Raw genomic sequence first — 17,505 nt, forward strand, 5'->3', positions numbered from 1 at the left:
GCGCTTTCCTTTTACTTCGCTCCTACATTGACCTGCATGCATTAAAAATGGATCTTGCGGATTCGGGCATTACACCATTAGTCTTCCCTGCCATCGCCCTTTACATCCTCATCGGAAATTCCCTGCTGGAGGAGTTCTTTTTCCGCGGGCTGTTGCCGGATGTATTGGGACAATCCAAACTGCGCCTGCTGTTGCCGCCGTTTTTCTTTGCGATCTATCACGTCGCCATCTTTTTACCTTGGTTTACCGCGCCCATCCTGCTACTTGCGATTGCCGGACTGTGGACTGGCGGTTTTATTTTTCAGCTTGCGAATGAAAAAAGCGGCACCATCCTGCCCTCCTGGATCATACATATGAGCGCGGATTTGGGCATCCTATTGATTGGGGTCTACCTTTTGTATTTTTATTGATCCACCTCAACGCCTAATTCCTTCCGCAGCTTTTCGACACCTTCTGGATCGCCAATTGCGATGAGCGTGTCGTTAGGGCGGAAGACTTCCTCAAAATCTGGGTTGCTAATCAGTTTGCCATTACGCATGATGGCGACGAGGGTGATGCCAAACGTTTTGCGGATGTTGACTTGTTCCACGGTTTTTCCGATTAATGGGGAGTCCTCTTCCAAGATGACTTCCTCCACCATCAGCTCTTTTTTCTCCGACCGGATTAAGTCATTAATGTAATCCGTCCCTTTCGGCTTGATGACCGACATGGCCAGCTCCCGGCCGCCGATTACTGTGGGGTTGATCACCCGAGAGGCACCTGCCCTTTTCAACACCTCTTCCGAATCCTCCCGTTCCGACCGGGCGGCGATTTCAAGATCTTCGTTAAGGCTTTTCGCAGTAAGTGTGATAAATACATTATCCGCGTCATTTGGGAGAGCTGCTATCAGCGCCCGCGCTTTATCTACTCGTGCTTTCACTAGCATCTCCTTGTCTGTCGGGTCCCCGATTAACCGCAATGTGCCCTGTTCCACGACAGCTAACAGCGCATCCTCATCATCACAAATATATAAAACGGGCACATCCCGTTCCTCTTCCTTCAATTGCCGGTATACTTGCTGGGCGACACGGCCGAAGCCGCAAACGATAATATGTCCAGTCAACTTGTTGATTTCCTGTTGCATTCTCCGATTCCACACTTTCTTCGATAATTGATTTTCAATTAAAAAGGAAAAGCCGACACCAAGTGCATAGGTGATAATTCCAACTCCCAGCGGAATGAGAAGCAGGGCAAACCAACGGCCTTCCTGCGTGGTCGGATATATATCGCCATAGCCAATCGTCATAATGGAAACGATGGTCATCCAAAAAGCATTAAATGGTGAGATATCCTCAATATAGACAAACCCTACCGTGGAAATGGTCAGAAGCATGGCAGTCATTCCAATAATAATGAGCAATCTTCGATAACGAAGTTGTATATCAAGCCAACGTTTCAGCATGTGGCGCCTCCTGGACATATTGAATAGTAAATATGTATTCCCTGTAAGCAAGTAACCGCAAACCTTTTGATAAATCAGTATGTACGCCAATATAACCGGGTGAACGCCAATAACTCTGGATGAACGCCAGATAATCGAAACGAACGCCAGATAAACAAAACGAACGCTAGATAAACAAAACGAACGCCAGATACTCTAAACGAACGCCAGATAAACAAAACGAACGCCAGATAATCGAAACGAACGCCAGATATTCGAAATGAACGCCAGATAATCGAAACGAACGCCAATAAACAACAAAACCTAAAAAAGCCACACGCATGCTTTTCAGCATACATGCAGCCAGATATCTCAATAGCCCGCAGGAACGACGACCGTCACTTTAAATAGATCCCCGTCTAATTCAATTTTCATCGTACCTTGGTGCATATCAACAATCGATTGGGCAATCGCTAGTCCGAGACCCGATCCATCGGTATGCCTTGCCGTATCTGCCCGCTTGAATCGTTCAAACAGCTCCTCGACATTTGCACCCAGCTCATATTTCGTAATATTTTTCACAACGAACTCCGCAGTATCTCCCATTTTGCGAAGTGTGATGTACACCCGTGTGCCTGGCAATGAATACTTAATGGCATTGACGATTAAATTATCCAGCACTCGCCACCAGCGCTGCCCATCCACGTACGAAACGAGCGGCTCCTCCGGCATATCCGTTCTGAAATCGAGCCCCGATTTTGCGATGTCCTCCGCATGTTCTGCGAGAGCCTGCTGTAACAGTTGCGTCAAATCGACACGCTGCTTATTCAGCTCCAAATTGCCGCTCGCCATCTTGGACACTTCGAATAAATCCTCGATTAACGTCTTCAAGCGCTGCGATTTTTTATCCAGAATATCAACGTACTGCGCTCTTTCTTCTGGAGTCAAACCTTCCTTCTTCAAAAGATCAGTATACGTAATGATGGATGTCAACGGCGTACGAAGATCGTGACTTACGTTCGTAATCAATTCCGTCTTCAGCCGTTCACTTTTCGCCTGCTCGCTCATCGAATTACGCACGCCTTCTCGGAGATTGTTGAGGTTACGCGCATGCTCGGCAAGTGGCGATTTTCCTTGTATTGCAATATCCTGCTGCAGCCGGCCAGCCGCCATTGCGTCAGTCGCAATTATGATTTTATTTAAATAAGCCATCCTGCGAACAAAAATATAAAGCGCCGGAATTCCCAGGAAAAGGACACAAGGAAAATAAATAATAACTAGGGTTGGTTCCAAACCTACAACTACTAATCCAATTCCGGCAAGAAAAAATCCGACCAGGAGAATGAAAGTCTGAACACCAATCGATTTCTTTAAGAATAGCTCGGGCAGTGCCTTTAAAAATCGCATGGAATAACTTTCTTGCAAATCTTTCATAAACACTCCAGGCCGTTTCCATCGGTCCCATGCATTTACAAGTTGGAAGGCAAGAATGGCAACCATCAGAATACCGCCTATCGCAAACGAGAAAGCTTCTATGACCCATCTTTCCAGCCTAGGATAAGTAAAGAAATTCAAGAGAGTGTACGACATACTTTCACTGTATGAGGTTAAGATAAAGCCGGCTATCAGGAATAAAGCGACCTTTCCATCTATTTTCAGCTGATCATATCGGTCGACTAACTTCGACTCCCTGACCCATTCCTTTTTAAACTTCAGTACGGTGCACAATAAAATAATGGATACTAAACCGATTGCCCAGAATAGATATGCCGCATACTTCGATTTATTAAAATGAGAGTATTCCTGATGCAGCAATCCCCCTTCGGCAAAAACTGATTTTGGTACGATAACTGTACCTTCAAATTGACGAACCGGATTCTGCATGCTCATCATGTCATAGTCGGATACTTCAACAGCACTATCTCCAGGACGAGCAAAGGTCTTTGTATCCTGATCGGAAGTTGGCAAGGAACGCGCCTTAAAATATCCTGACGATGAGTCGAACGTCTTTTCATACCCCGCCAGCACGTGCGGGTCACCCGAAGAAAATTCCTCACCCGTGTCGACATCCTTTAATTGATAGACAATCGGGAGCGAAAACGTATAGTTTTCTTTCAACTCTTTCAAATAATTTTTTAAGTACTTGGCCTTTTCTTTCCGTATCTTCTCTTCCACATGCGCATCGCTCTCAAAGTTTTGCTGAATGTCTTCCATTTTAGCATCCCGTTCTTTTACGAGAGCAGTGAGTACCTTGTCATTTCCAGCTTCTTTCGCTTCAGCGATTTGGTCTTCGTATTGCGCTTGTATATTTGAGAGTTGCTCCGGCAACGTTCCATATCGATTTCGATGCTCCTCAATTTCCTCCGACGATACGGTAATATGTTTTACCGCCTCTTCAGGATCAATTGGATTCAAGACAGCAGCCCCTAATGTGTCATATACTTCGTCCATCCGCCACTTAAACTCCTGCGAATTCGTAAAGTCCTTTCCGAACAACTGCGGGCTCAGACGAATAATGGACGGAAGAGCAATCAGCAGCAACACTACGAGAGCTGACCATATGAATAATAATCCATTCTTCTTCATTAAACATTCCCCCCAGTAATGATTCTGGCAAAGAATGCCACGGTGCGTGTCGAACGTTCCCAGCCATTGCCGATCATTTCAAGGATGGAAGGAAAGCAGTATCCGATACTAATAAAAGCCAAAACGATGGATAGAAGCGAGCCAATTAATCCCCACTTATTTTTCGATTTTGTAGCCAATGCCCCACACCACCTTCAAATACCTCGGATTTTTCGGATCCGCCTCGATTTTTTCACGGATTTTCCGGATGTGGACGGCGACAATATTTTCTGCATTGTACGCTTCCTCATTCCAAACACGCTCATAAATTTCATTAATGGAAAAGACCCGTCCCGCATTTTTCATAAGCAATTCCGTAATTTTATACTCGATCGGCGTCAGTTTGACCGGGTTCCCATCCACCGTCAATTCCTTCGCCTCTTCATCCAACGACAGGCCGTCCACTTCGATTTTCTTCTGCCCGTCATACGTTCCGAGCTGCACATAGCGCCGAAGCTGCGACTTCACCCGCGCCATCAACTCCAGCGGATGGAACGGCTTCGTTACATAATCATCCGCTCCAACAGAAAGACCATGAATCTTATCAGAGTCCTCCGCCTTCGCACTCAGCATAATAATCGGCACATTTTGTGCCTCCCGTATTTTAAACGTCGCCGCGATGCCATCCATATTCGGCATCATAATATCGAGAATGAGCAGATGGACTTCATTGGATCGCAATAAATCAAGTGCCTCCTGCCCATCCGCCGCCTTCAACACATCGTACCCTTCATTCTTCAAATAAATTTCAATCCCATCGCGGATCTCTTTATCGTCATCCGCCACGAGAACTGTAAATTTTGCCATCCGCCCCACCTGCCTTCTTCTTATGATACCAATTCTAATGCCTAAATCTTAACATTCCAGAAGGGGAATTATGAAGAAATTCTTAAGATGGTCTATAGATTGAAGGCACATTGATAGTAATCCTGTATGTACTCACTACATTTTCTGATGGTGAATCAATACTGCAAGTGCTAAACTAGTGTCAATGGGTAAATTTAACATGTAATAATTTTAGGAGAGGATTGATTTCAATAAAAAAGATATGCTTTTTCCCTATCCTGCTTTTTTGTTTTTTGTTAAGCGCTTGTACAGAAGATAATAGAGTAGAAACGCCAGATAAAGAGAAACCCGGAATTTCTGAAACCATACTCCTAAAACCGGAGATCTATCTGACGATTGGAAATGCAGCGTTAAGCACGATTTATGATAAGCATTGCTGGGAGGACGCAGAAACATCCTGTGCTCTTACCCCAACACCTGCTCAGGAACTTTTAAAATATGAACCTGCAAACAAATTGGATGCCAATGACAAGTTCAGTATTTCATTTATTCGTTCCGTCGAGTACGGGAACTTTCCACAGCCAAGCTCCTATGAAGTGGATATCCATAAGGACGGAGAAATAATCCCGGTCGACATGAATTACGACACATTAAATGAGACACTGCCTACCGGTAGATATAATATGTCCGTTAGAGCAATATGGGAAGGTGAAGTCAACGGAGAAGCGATATATGCATTTCTTCTTTCCGTTAAATAGGAATGTGTGGAATTATGCTAGGTCTACTTCCTGCATAATTCTTTTTGCTTGATTTTTTGACACATTTTTTCGAATTTACTAATAGGATTGAGATACCTGTCGGCGAATAGTATAGAAAGAATAACGGGTATTGGAGAGAATACAATGGAGCGTAATAAAAAAGAGTGGACGGGCTGGCGTTTTCCCATACTTTTGTTAAGCGCGATGGGATTATCAACAATCGGCGACTTCGTTTACCTTGTTGCTATCAACTTGCTTGTCTACAATATGACTGATTCTGCTGCGGCTGTGGCAGGTCTTTGGGTTGTCGGACCGGCAGCCGCTATTCTTACCCGTTTTTGGGCAGGCAGCGTAATCGACCGTGCGAATAAACGGCGCATGATGATTTGGACGGATATCATTCGGGGCATCCTTGTGGCGCTCGTCCCTTTTATGACATCGGTATGGGGCGTATACCTATTACTCTGGTTCATTAGCATGGCGAAATCCTTCTTCGCCCCAGCGTCTCTTACCTACACCACAACACTCGTTCCGGAAGCAAAACGAAAACGATTCAACGCGTTTTATTCGTTGACGACATCCGGCGCGTTTATTATCGGACCCGCCATCGCAGGAGCTCTCGTGATCGTTGGATCTGTTAACATTGCCATTTGGATCAATGCCGCCTCTTTCTTCGTCTCCGCCCTCATTTTAGGCTGGCTGCCGAATGTGGATGCAGAGAAAACCGCCGGACTCAATCCGTTGTCCGTTAAAGCGATTTCTCAAGATTTCAAGGTCGTCATGGAATTCGGCAAATCGAAAAAGTTGTTTATCGTAATCCTTGGCATCTATCTGGTTTTCACCCTCATGACCTTTGCGATGGATGCGCAAGAAGTCGTCTTTACCCAGCGAGTCGTCGGATTGAGCGAAGTGGAATACAGCTTGCTCATTAGCATCACAGGCGTCGGAGCGCTCCTCGGAGCGGGTGCTGTAGCGTTACTGGCTGAGAAGCTGTCCATCCGAATGTTATTCGGCGGCGGCCTCTTCCTCGTATCAATCGGCTATTTAATGTACGCATTCAGCCAGTCATTTGCGATGATTTCGGCAGGGTTTATTCTCCTCGGCTTCTTTAATGCGTTCGCTAATACGGGTTACACAACATGGTATCAATACCAAGTGCCACTCGAATTGATGGGCCGCGTGACCAGCTTGTACGGAGTCGTTCTAAGTGGATTCCAAATCTTATTTGTCCTCGGCATGGGCTGGATGGCGGATATCGTCTCCTTGCGGCTCACCATCATTATCCTGGCTGCGCTCAGTCTGCTCAGCGTATTATGGATGATCGCATTCATGTGGATGCCTAGACAACGAAATATTTTTCTGGAAGCGGACACTAAAAAAGCGTAATTCCATTGCATAACCTTTCCGTACTGGAACACCCTTCCGAAGAGGAGGTGATTCCATTGGCGAAAGAAAAGAAGATAAAAAAGGGCAACACCTTGGACCGCGAAGAGTTCGGCTATGGATTTGACATCAGCCCCGACGATATGGACGTGATCGGGAAAAATGATCAAGCAAAAAAGCAGAAGAAACAACAAAAAGAGAACACTGATCCACAGCGTCCTCCAGTTAATGGTTGACCATTAGGTAGTGAAACCGTAAACTCCGGATTGCCATTTTGGCAATTCCGGGGTTTTAATTTAATAGTTCTAAAAGTTAATGAATCCTCCTAGAAGTATGGCTTCATTCCCTCCAAAAAATGTAGCGACTTTGTTTTGTTCCGAACTTGTGATGGAAAAAATAATTTGAATCCACGTCCCCGATACAGGGAGCGACTCAAAGATGCTTTGAAGGCATAATATATAAATATTTCAATCCACACTCCCAATACAGGGAGCGACAAATGTTGACGATGTGCGGATGAAAAGCTGCAATTTCAATCCACGCTCTTAATACAGGGAGCGACCATGAGTTCCATTGCTGCGTATGTCAACAATGACGATATTTCAATCCACGCTCCCAATACAGGGAGCGACTTCTTGATTACACCCTACGGCATCCACCATCAATAATTTCAATCCACGCTCCCAATACAGGGAGCGACTACGGCGTTGAGCGCTGGTAGGTCGAGGCGCTAATGATTTCAATCCACGCTCCCAATACAGGGAGCGACCATTTCGATTTTTTGCGTAGACTCGTCATAATATGATTTCAATCCACGCTCCCAATACAGGGAGCGACGTCGGAATCCACAAACTGCATGTCCTTGATATTGCCATTTCAATCCACGCTCCCAATACAGGGAGCGACCCAATTTGTTAGGCTCACCATCAAACATATCCGCATTTCAATCCACGCTCCCAATACAGGGAGCGACGCACTTGCAGATGCACGTGATCAATACATTCAAATTTCAATCCACGCTCCCAATACAGGGAGCGACATGAATTGGATAGACCACTGACAACCATCACCACATTTCAATCCACGCTCCCAATACAGGGAGCGACCAGTACGACTATCGTACAAAAGAGCTCACTATACAATTTCAATCCACGCTCCCAATACAGGGAGCGACTCCCTTTGAAGTGACGGAATCTCAAATTGAGTAATTATTTCAATCCACGCTCCCAATACAGGGAGCGACAAGCAGGATACAGTCCGGACAGGGCGCATGTGACAGATTTCAATCCACGCTCCCAATACAGGGAGCGACCAAGTTTGTCATGGATACGTTTGAGCACACTTGCATTTCAATCCACGCTCCCAATACAGGGAGCGACGGAAATGGGGGACTGAATTAAAGCTAGTGAATGGGATTTCAATCCACGCTCCCAATACAGGGAGCGACCGTGCGGAATGTGCCGGTGACTGGGTACGGGACTGGATTTCAATCCACGCTCCCAATACAGGGAGCGACAAAAAAGTTTGAGACCATACCGTTTGGCAATGTCAATTTCAATCCACGCTCCCAATACAGGGAGCGACAGTCATGGCCATGTCCATGCTCGGCAACTTTAATATTTCAATCCACGCTCCCAATACAGGGAGCGACAGCAGAGGCGCAAGGTTCTATTGTTTGCTGGGATATTTCAATCCACGCTCCCAATACAGGGAGCGACAGAGGCTGGGGTTTGGGGCTTAGCCCCAAGGTCTGATTTCAATCCACGCTCCCAATACAGGGAGCGACCTTGCTATCGTCGCCCTATGGTTTTTCGTATTAAGATTTCAATCCACGCTCCCAATACAGGGAGCGACTTGAAACCGATGAACAGCTTGTTCCGCTCGGTATATTTCAATCCACGCTCCCAATACAGGGAGCGACCGTTGAAGAAATTGTTCCTCCTTCGGGAGTAGAATTTCAATCCACGCTCCCAATACAGGGAGCGACGCAACCGTGGCACCGTTCAAGATCACGCATATGGATTTCAATCCACGCTCCCAATACAGGGAGCGACGGAGTTCATTTCCTCATTCACCAAGACGTTGGAGATTTCAATCCACGCTCCCAATACAGGGAGCGACCCTAGTGGTAGCGTTGTTTTATGCGAGATTACGGGAATTTCAATCCACGCTCCCAATACAGGGAGCGACCAGGAACCAACCATATTGGTAGTGTGGATATAGCATTTCAATCCACGCTCCCAATACAGGGAGCGACCTTTCTTGATACTATACGTAACTATTTCCGCAGGATTTCAATCCACGCTCCCAATACAGGGAGCGACCGCAAAATATTGTTTAGATGTCTTTCTTTCAACTACATATTGTGCCGGACCATCTGTAAAACAGTAATCACAACAAATTATAAACCCTAAAATAGATAATTTAGCAAAAAAATATACGCGAACCTCCCAGGATTTTTATGTGCACTTAGGGTTCGCACCTTAGAAAATTAATGGCTCTTCCACTTGAATGGCTGGCTTGGCTCCAATATGCCGCACTTTTGTTTTATGGCTTTTTCCAAGACGGTAATAACGCAAGCTGTCGACTTCCGGGTCAATAATTCTCTCTAGGGCAATTTCCAACTGTCGTAATTGAGTGCTGTCGACAATACATTCAAACACTGAGTTTTGCACTCGAACCCCATATTCTTCACATTTTTTAGCAACTTTCCGCAAGCGCCTCTTGCCCCCGTCTGTGGAGGTTTGCACATCATACGTAACTAGAATGAGCATTTTCGCACCTACCTTATCAGTATTGGTGGATAAGCTTCCAAATCTCCCCGCAAATATCGGGCAAGCAATAAGGATTGTACATGAGGTGCTAACCCCCATGGCATTTTTTCTTTTAAAAACGGATGAGTAAAGGTATCTTGCTTTTCTTTTTGCCATAATTGCAGAAAGGTTTTCCTGGCTTGATCTGTGAGTAAAACAGCTCCATTTTCTTTCACGACAAAGTCTTTTCTGTTCACTTGCTGACGGTTGATCAGCTTCAGCACAAACCGATCTGCAATAAGTGGTCTCATTTCTTCCATGACATCAAGAGCAAGTGAAATGCGCCCCGGTCGATCTCTGTGCATGAAACCAACATATGAATCAAGCCCCACTCCCTCTAGCGCAGCGGCAGTCTCGGATGCTAGAAGCGAATAACTGAATGACAAAAGCGCATTAACTGGATCTAGGGGCGGTCTACGACTTCTTGAAGAGAACGAAAAGCTTTCTTTCTGCTGAATGATACATTCATTGAATACTGAAAAATAAGCACTTGCGGCATTGCCCTCAATCCCACGCAAACTTTCCAAGTCTTGAGTACCTGCAGCTAATTTCCTAGATTCTTTGAGTCTCTCAATCGCTTGCATAAGCTTTTTCGAATCAACTCGCAACTCGTGATCCCTTACTATCCTTTTTAACACTTGTTCACTGTTAAACAACTTGCCAATCACTATATGTTTGGCAATATCCGCACACTCCAGCTCGTCTTCCGAAACTTTGTATTGTTTTTTCCGAAGCGTCACATTACCGTTCATCTCACCAGTTACCCTTCCACGAAAACGTCCGCCGCTTGAGAAAAATGTGATACTGATCTGTCTGTCCATGCATTCATGTATCAAAGCTGGGCTGGCTCCTTGATGTCCGAATGTACAAATGGCTTCAATATTGTGTAGCGGCACACGTGCAATCGAATCATTTTCTTTTATCAGATTCAAATTACTTCCTTTTAATGCTAGATAAACTTCCGGGTCTGAGACATACACCGTATTTAACAGTTGTTTCAATCTGCTAACATCCTCTTCATGTAGGTTGAAACGCTTTCTCTTCCAACCAATTCAGGCAGGCATTTATGCCGCAACGAACAGCTGTCACAATGTTTGCCCGTCTTTACTTTTGGTGTGTAGCGCCTCTCATAATACACATGCATTTCTTTCGTTAAATCAGCCACTTTCCTCCTCAACTCCGAGGTGATGACATGGTTATCGCGTCGCCTAATTTCTTGATAATAAAATGCCGCCTCTTTAATATCCGTTCCTAGCATCTCTTCCAGACACATCACCTGAGCCGTAAGCTGGATCAAATCGGCATCATGTTTCTTCGGTTTCCCCCGTTTATATTCTATCGGTTTTGGAACATACTTGGCTTCTTCACCATGAAGAAACACACCTTGGTCATTTCTGGTAAATTCGACAAGATCACATATTCCAGAAATTCCGAGAATTCTAGAGTGGACTGGAAGCGCCCGGACGTAGAGTGTATTTCCTCTTTTCTCCCGTATATATGGATCGTCTGCCTTTTCATGCAAAAGGTTCCCTTCCACGGTCAGCACATTCTCTTCCCATTCCTGCTCAATGTGTATCAATGCCCACTGTCTCCTGCAGAATACAAAGTGCTGGAGGCCAGATAACATCAAGTACTCTTCCTCTTTATATTCCGTCATATTCTTCCAACTCAAGTCCCTCTAGCGGCTGCGCGGAGATAGAATAGTTTTCGATGCTCATCGGATAACCATCTTTAACTCTTTGAACGCTTATCGAGCGATGGACAGCCGCTGATGAATACTGACCTAGCTTTGAGTTATGCTCCCACCAAAACACTTTGTTCACTTCCATGCTGCCGTCTGGACGTGCAGAGGATGCATCGTTTGCAAATAGTGATGTTAAGGCTTTTCTCAATTTCTCAGCATCTTCTTTCGTAAACCCAGTACGCTCTGCCAGCTGGGGGTTAATACTACCAAAGAATACGTAGACTCCAAAATCGACACGATGCTTCATCCCCATCGTATCAGATGTTTTCTGGCTTGGGTCCTTCTCATTGGTAACGGAATTGACGCTTTTGGTAATTTGCATACTCGTGACATCGACAGGTTCGATACTGGTAGCGGTATGAATAGAGACAGGTCCACGGACGCCAATGGACATCTTGGCACCTTTAAAAGCGAAGACTTGCCCAAATGCTCTGACGTCATACCATGTAGAACACGCAATCGCTTCCGCTGACTGCTCGTCTGCACCTGTCGCTTTCGATTTCGATAACAATTTCTTCAATTCGTCAATTGACTCAACCCGGTCTTTGATACTTCGATAGGCGTCCGATCTTCTTTCATCCGACTGAACTAGAATGGCTTCCCCTTCGTCTTGAAGACGGTTGCGCAATTTACGTTTAATGGCAACATCCGATATTTCTCCGTGCCCATTAAAATCTTGGCGCGGCCGATTTCCATTTAACGGATCTCCATTCGGATTGGCCTTATTCACTGTAAAAACGACTGCAAAATCAATCTTGTTCTGTAACACTGTCATGCTTTTTTTCCTCCCTTTTCGTATACATATCTTGTACTTGACTGCTATACCCGAGCAAAAACACCGGACCAAGCGGATCATCCGTCATCTGTTCCACAGCTAGACGATCTTCGAGCTGTTGAATGATTTTCGCATAGCTGGTCGACCCAATTCCCAGACGTTCAAAGTATGGCGTCAACTGTTTGCGAATGACCATCCATGTACGAGCCGGATGTTGCGAAAAAGCATTGAAGTAGCGCGTTGCATTCGTCGCCCTTTTCTCGTCACGTTCTTTTAGTACCCTTCTCTCCATCACTTCCGCCACTCCGAGCAACCGTCCGAATAAATAGTCCCGGGAATTGTTTTCTTCTTGTAACGCCACGGTATAGCCCTCCTTTTCATATAATTTGCTGATCAAAGCGCACGCGACATTCATTGTACCTTCCCATGATTCCATCGAACTAGAAAAACTGAATGGGTTCTTAATACGATTAACTATGGTCGCCACGATATCCTTAGGAATCGGTTTTTGCTCCACAATGCATGGCAGCAACCGAGTGTAGAGCTCTTTTTTAACACGGCTGTCCGCTTTGCTCCCATAGACGGCTTCTGCAATCCGGTATGTGGATGGTGTTCCGACAAATCTCCTTGTTCGGAAAGTGTCCAGATCTTTCACCAGTTGCAACCAGCGACATGTCCTATGCCAATGTTCAATGGAAGCAAAGAACCTGGACGCTTTAATTGATTGGTAATATACAACCGCAAGCCTGCCTGTAGTCGCCGCGTCAAGTGCCATGACGACCACATTTTCAAGCCCCTCTTTCTCCAACTGATGACGCATTCCATGAAGGGAACGGTTTAGTTCATTGGCAATCAACTCTTCCGTCCTTGCCATGTCTTCTGCCAATGCTTGTTCCTTTTGCAGCAACTGATTTAGCAAAGCATTACCACCTGTAAGCTCCACTGTACTTTCGAAAGGTACAGGCACTTCTGGCTGTTCCAATCCAAACGCAACAAAATAACGGGAATCCACATAAGTTCCTTGCCGTTGGATGAGCCAGCGCAAAGCATGATGAGCTTTTTGTGAAGTTTCATAACCTATTTGGACTGCATCTGACGGACTCCCAAATCGGCCACGATATGTAAAACCTATATCGTCATTTGCGGATATCAGCTTTGACATATCCCCGGCATTCCGTATCCGGGAGCCATGCTGGGAAGTTAATTTTTCTCGAAGTCCTGTTACATAACAATGACCCTCTACCAACTCATTTTCATTGCCAAAGAAATCAATATAGGCTTTGAATAGACTCTTATCCTCCCAGACCACCGGGTCCTCATAGCTCTCATGAACCACGTCAAAACGAACAAACGCGGAACTAACCTCTGCACTTACAACTCTGTAGATGGCTGGTTTCTCTCCTTCTGTATCTTTTGACCACTTTTCTAGTATTTGATTTCTAGTATCTACTGGAAAAATATTTTGCTCAATTAAGTCTTTAATCAAAGTGCCTTTTGAAAGATACTTGTAGATTGCTTCTGCTTTATGATGATTAAAGGGTGATTTCACCCATTGTTTCATTTGGTCAAGAAATAATTGATGATGCCCCGCTTGCTTTATATTCCCACTGTAGTTCACATAATCTCCGGCAACATACTGCAGCTTATCATGCAAAAAATGAGGGGCCGGGGCATTACTTCGGTTAGCCGAACTGGGTGTAGCCGGAACGATGGTACGAGCATTCTCCTTCTCAACCACTTTTGCACTGTGGAAGTCTCCCCCCTTCGTAACCAGCACTTCAACCTGCGCACTTTGCATAACATGCGAGACAGGTAGAAGCGTAATGCGTTGCTTCCGTTTCTCTTCGAACGTCCCGACTAACGAGCGGTTATGCTCATACACCCGAGACAGTTCTTCCATCCAGCTCATTGCTCTCCCTCCTCCATAATCAAACTGTATTCTTCCTCGACCGATGTAAAATTAACACCTTGTTTGAATTCCTTCATTGAATCCGAACGGATGGTACGTATGATGTCACAGTCTTCAGGACGTTTGAACTGAATAACACCTTCTTTCATGACAGGCGTCCAAAGACGCGCCTGGAAAGACTCGGAATCACCCTCATCCGGATACGTAAAACCATGGAACATATGTCCAAAACTCAATTCACCATAGTGATCGTAAAAGCCCTCGCCACTTCCAAATACACAAGCTTCGACATATCCCTGACATTCCCTCGTTCCTAAGTAGATGTCGCGGCGTCCCCCTCGTTCGACTGCTCGTTTTGCGATATTGTGATGCTTGTGTTCGTTTCGGTCGTAAGCGAGATCAGGTCGGTTTTCGTTGAACTCAAAATGAGCCCGCACCTGATAAGCGGGATTGCGCAAATACGTATAGTACATCAAATCATTTGTTTCATTTTGGTATTTGGTCGGCCGCATCGCTTTCACTTCTGTTTGGATAGGATTCATAATACGAACTTCATCGATTACCCAGACAAGAGTCGGCTTCCAATAGATAGATTCTACAACACCTTTCAGCGCCTGATAGGTTGGCACTTGGTAGGTGAACTTTTCACCGCCGATCCGACTAATTGGATCTGTAAACAACGCATATTTTCCATGTACAATAAATTCAATCTGGTTTCTCATGCCCCTCACCTCCTTAAAATGTTAAGCTTTCTTGTTCTGCATTTCCCGATAGCGTCACGCCATATAACGGGTCATATGCCGCTTCGGTCAAGCAGAGAACCGAACCGTCATAAAGCGGTTGAATTAACCCCTTCTTATTCAAGTCCAGCAATTCATGTTGGTATAAACTTACACTGTATTGTTGGGCTTGTTTCATTACCCTTTGGAATGTCGATAAGTCCATGAATCCGTCATTCAGATCGGCAATTAGCTGTTTTCCTCCTTGTTCATATGGAACAATCACAGCTGTCGTCGGAGAATTGATCGCCTCGAAATATCGTTCGATCGTTTTCCACACACCTTTTGATATCGTACGTGCTTTCTGCTGTGAAGGCGTTGTTCCACACAGCAACTTGAACAGCGGAAAGTCTAAACCAGTTGGTGCAATTTGAATTTCCCTTTGCGCCTGCTTAAAGAAATGGGAGAAGTAGGTATGGATCGCTTGCGGGCTCAGCAGGTTTTCAGCAAACATAGGGTTAGCCAGAATGTAATTGGCTGTTACCTCCGCCCCTATTCTAATTTCCGGCAACTTCGACAGATTCTCATCCTTCGCTTTAATAATGTACACATTTCCCACATCATGCTCGGCATTGCGATTACATCTCCCAGCTGCTTGCGCTATTGAATCCAGTCCCGCAAGAGAACGGACAACAGCTTCGAAACTGATATCCACACCTGCCTCGATTAGCTGGGTGCTGATGCAGATAACCTTTCCTTTACCAATCCTTGATTTGACAAATGCCAATCTTTCCTTACGATGGGCAGGACACATGGACGTACTTAAATGCACCGCTTCCACTGAATCATTTTCTTTTATATACTCATATACTTTCCGTACGGCTGTCTTCGTATTTAAAATGATTAATACGGAATCATTATTTTCAAGAAGCCGTGTTACAAATTCAACAATCTGCTCTGTATTCCAGCCATCTGGATGAATGTTCGAAGTAATGTGCACACGTTTAAATGCTTCAACAGTTTTGTCTAGATCAGTTACCATCTCAGCATCTTCTTTCAGTAGCAACGGCGGCTCCAGACAGTTGACAGCAGGTTGTGTCGCTGTACAAAGGACGATGGTGCTTTTGCCAAAGTGATGCAAGTAGTGGATTGCCGCATTGAACAGAGAGTGATGCTGATATGGGACGGACTGCACTTCGTCAAAAATCAGAATTGCATTTGTCAGGTTGTGTAAACGCCTGCTTTTTCTTGTCCCTTTTTGATAGAATGCATCCAGAAACTGTACCATTGTTGTGAAGATGATGGGGTGATCCCAATTGTCTCGACTCAGCTGCACGTTTTTATGGAACGGCGTATCATAAAAGTCTGTGTCATCATCTAGCGGAGCATCGTCAACTACATTTGCATGATGCTCCAGAACAGCATCAGGCTGCTGAATAATGGTTCGTACTTCTTCAGCATTTTGTTCTAGAATTGTCGTAAAAGGAACGATATAAATAATTCTGGATTTCTTATGCCGAATCGCATGCTTCAATGCATAACGCAGACTAGCATACGTTTTTCCACCGCCAGTCGGTATACTTAGCGTACGGATTGCCGATTTCTCATCTGCTGCCACATCACAGTTCTTCGACATGCGATTGCGTAATTGATTAAGAGGGTGATGACTTTCTTCCCACTTTTCTACTGTTTCCATCAATGTTTTGTAAGCTTTTTTAAAGAGGAGCTGATAGCAAGCTAACGGATTGTCCTCTCCCTCTTCAAAGCAGCGGGTATTCGTCCGGTCTGCATCGATTATGCAACTGAAAACCAATTTTTGCAGTAATGACAAAGAGGTGTTAAGATTGCCTTGCATCTGTACAATCTTTAGAAACTGCTCCATTTCGTCCTTGGCTTCTTTTAATAGCTCTACAACCTTTTCTTTATTGCCCGTATGCAACTCAAAGTTTCTGACAACCTCGTCATAGTATGGGAGCGCTTCATTAGTTACTCTTCTTATATAATCAGAGGGTTTCGTATCAAGTTGGACAAAATTTTGCATGCCCGAATGATGGGATAGCACAGCCATTCCCACCGTTTCCACCACTAGATTTAGCAACGGATCCTGATTATAGTACTTGTCAAATAAATACTTGGCTCCCGCTGTCGAGTGGTCAATTCTATCAGTCGCCACTTTTTGCTCAAGTACGGCATTTTTAAGATACACTGAAAAATGTTGAGTAAATTTCCCCATATCATGCAAGAAACCTGCTAATTCAGCAAGTGCTCCAACATTAGCGGGCGAACCATATTGCCGCGCCAAACAGGCTACCTCTTCTAAGTGCTGCTGAACGGATTGTTCGACATGATCTGCATTACGTATATGCGCAATTAACACCAGTTCTCAACCCCTATATATAACACAATTTTTACCTATTACACGCTACTATAGCATATTTTGTTGAAATAAACTGAAAAATTATTATAATTCTTTATTAAAAGGAAATTCTCCACAAAATTTATCACTATTATTTCACCATTTTATAAATTCTGCTACATGGAATGAGTTTTGCTAGAAAATTTAACCAACTTTA

At 44.8% G+C, this 17,505-nt stretch carries 16 protein-coding genes and 1 CRISPR repeat array; of the genes, 4 read left to right on the top strand and 12 right to left on the bottom strand.

Translation table 11 applies throughout. The features are described from left to right. Window positions 1–410: CPBP family intramembrane glutamic endopeptidase (locus tag NCCP2222_RS10920; protein ID WP_248512298.1), on the top strand; the 410-nt coding region annotated here is incomplete at its 5' end. Here NCCP2222_RS10920 and NCCP2222_RS10925 read toward each other — a convergent pair. The 5 genes from NCCP2222_RS10925 to NCCP2222_RS10945 form a co-directional block, all read right to left on the bottom strand. Then, window positions 404–1,441 (bottom strand): potassium channel family protein, encoded by a 1,038-nt coding sequence (locus tag NCCP2222_RS10925; protein ID WP_248512299.1) that lies wholly within the window; start codon window positions 1,439–1,441, stop codon window positions 404–406. The genes NCCP2222_RS10920 and NCCP2222_RS10925 overlap by 7 nt on opposite strands. A gap of 74 nt (window positions 1,442–1,515) precedes the next feature. After that, window positions 1,516–1,731, bottom strand: a complete 216-nt coding sequence (locus NCCP2222_RS10930) for a hypothetical protein (protein ID WP_248512301.1) — start codon at window positions 1,729–1,731, stop codon at window positions 1,516–1,518. A gap of 61 nt (window positions 1,732–1,792) precedes the next feature. Next, complete coding sequence (locus NCCP2222_RS10935) at window positions 1,793–4,006, bottom strand: HAMP domain-containing sensor histidine kinase (protein ID WP_248512302.1); 2,214 nt, start codon at window positions 4,004–4,006, stop codon at window positions 1,793–1,795. Next, window positions 4,006–4,185, bottom strand: a complete 180-nt coding sequence (locus tag NCCP2222_RS10940) for a hypothetical protein (protein ID WP_248512303.1) — start codon at window positions 4,183–4,185, stop codon at window positions 4,006–4,008. The genes NCCP2222_RS10935 and NCCP2222_RS10940 overlap by 1 nt, the downstream gene beginning before the upstream one ends. Further along, a complete protein-coding gene (locus tag NCCP2222_RS10945) occupies window positions 4,163–4,852 on the bottom strand; it encodes a response regulator transcription factor (RefSeq protein WP_248512304.1) in 690 nt (229 codons plus the stop codon). The genes NCCP2222_RS10940 and NCCP2222_RS10945 overlap by 23 nt, the downstream gene beginning before the upstream one ends. 221 nt (window positions 4,853–5,073) lie before the next feature. Here NCCP2222_RS10945 and NCCP2222_RS10950 point away from each other — a divergent pair, with 221 nt between their 5' ends. The 3 genes from NCCP2222_RS10950 to NCCP2222_RS10960 all read left to right on the top strand — a co-directional run bounded on the left by NCCP2222_RS10950 (window position 5,074) and on the right by NCCP2222_RS10960 (window position 7,208). Next, complete coding sequence (locus NCCP2222_RS10950; protein WP_248512305.1) at window positions 5,074–5,589, top strand: hypothetical protein; 516 nt, start codon at window positions 5,074–5,076, stop codon at window positions 5,587–5,589. A 144-nt stretch (window positions 5,590–5,733) separates the two neighbouring features. Then, the gene (locus NCCP2222_RS10955) at window positions 5,734–6,975 is read left to right on the top strand and encodes an MFS transporter (protein ID WP_248512306.1); all 1,242 of its coding nucleotides are present in this window, start codon (window positions 5,734–5,736) and stop codon (window positions 6,973–6,975) included. 47 nt (window positions 6,976–7,022) lie between these two features. Further along, window positions 7,023–7,208 carry a hypothetical protein gene (locus tag NCCP2222_RS10960; protein ID WP_238079089.1) on the top strand — a complete coding sequence of 62 codons (186 nt, stop codon included), beginning with the start codon at window positions 7,023–7,025 and terminating at the stop codon, window positions 7,206–7,208. A 163-nt stretch (window positions 7,209–7,371) separates the two neighbouring features. Next, window positions 7,372–9,296: direct repeats of the CRISPR family, unit length 33 nt; unit sequence ATTTCAATCCACGCTCCCAATACAGGGAGCGAC. Window positions 9,297–9,455: 159 nt separating this feature from the next. Here NCCP2222_RS10960 and cas2 read toward each other — a convergent pair. The 7 genes from cas2 to cas3 are packed head-to-tail and all read right to left on the bottom strand — an operon-like array spanning window position 9,456 to window position 17,309. Beyond that, window positions 9,456–9,746 (bottom strand): CRISPR-associated endonuclease Cas2, encoded by a 291-nt coding sequence (gene cas2, locus NCCP2222_RS10965; RefSeq protein WP_248512307.1) that lies wholly within the window; start codon window positions 9,744–9,746, stop codon window positions 9,456–9,458. 8 nt (window positions 9,747–9,754) lie between these two features. Beyond that, window positions 9,755–10,786: a type I-C CRISPR-associated endonuclease Cas1c gene (cas1c, locus tag NCCP2222_RS10970; protein ID WP_248512309.1), complete on the bottom strand. Its 1,032-nt coding sequence runs from the start codon at window positions 10,784–10,786 to the stop codon at window positions 9,755–9,757. Beyond that, complete coding sequence (gene cas4 / locus NCCP2222_RS10975) at window positions 10,783–11,442, bottom strand: CRISPR-associated protein Cas4 (RefSeq protein ID WP_248512311.1); 660 nt, start codon at window positions 11,440–11,442, stop codon at window positions 10,783–10,785. The genes cas1c and cas4 overlap by 4 nt, the downstream gene beginning before the upstream one ends. Continuing rightward, window positions 11,429–12,304, bottom strand: coding sequence for a type I-C CRISPR-associated protein Cas7/Csd2 (gene cas7c / locus NCCP2222_RS10980; protein WP_248512314.1), 876 nt, complete (start codon window positions 12,302–12,304; stop codon window positions 11,429–11,431). Before cas7c ends, cas4 begins: the two co-directional genes overlap by 14 nt. Further along, window positions 12,279–14,213 (bottom strand): type I-C CRISPR-associated protein Cas8c/Csd1, encoded by a 1,935-nt coding sequence (gene cas8c, locus NCCP2222_RS10985; protein WP_248512316.1) that lies wholly within the window; start codon window positions 14,211–14,213, stop codon window positions 12,279–12,281. The genes cas7c and cas8c overlap by 26 nt, the downstream gene beginning before the upstream one ends. Next, entirely contained in the window at window positions 14,210–14,935 is a 726-nt protein-coding gene (gene cas5c / locus NCCP2222_RS10990; RefSeq protein ID WP_248512318.1) for a type I-C CRISPR-associated protein Cas5c, read from the bottom strand. Before cas5c ends, cas8c begins: the two co-directional genes overlap by 4 nt. Window positions 14,936–14,948: 13 nt before the next feature. Next, entirely contained in the window at window positions 14,949–17,309 is a 2,361-nt protein-coding gene (gene cas3 / locus NCCP2222_RS10995) for a CRISPR-associated helicase Cas3' (protein WP_248512320.1), read from the bottom strand. Between the last annotated feature and the right edge of the window lie 196 nt (window positions 17,310–17,505).

It is taken from the genome of Sporosarcina sp. NCCP-2222 (assembly GCF_023168145.1).
In the GTDB taxonomy this organism is placed as follows: Bacteria; Bacillota; Bacilli; order Bacillales_A; family Planococcaceae; genus Sporosarcina.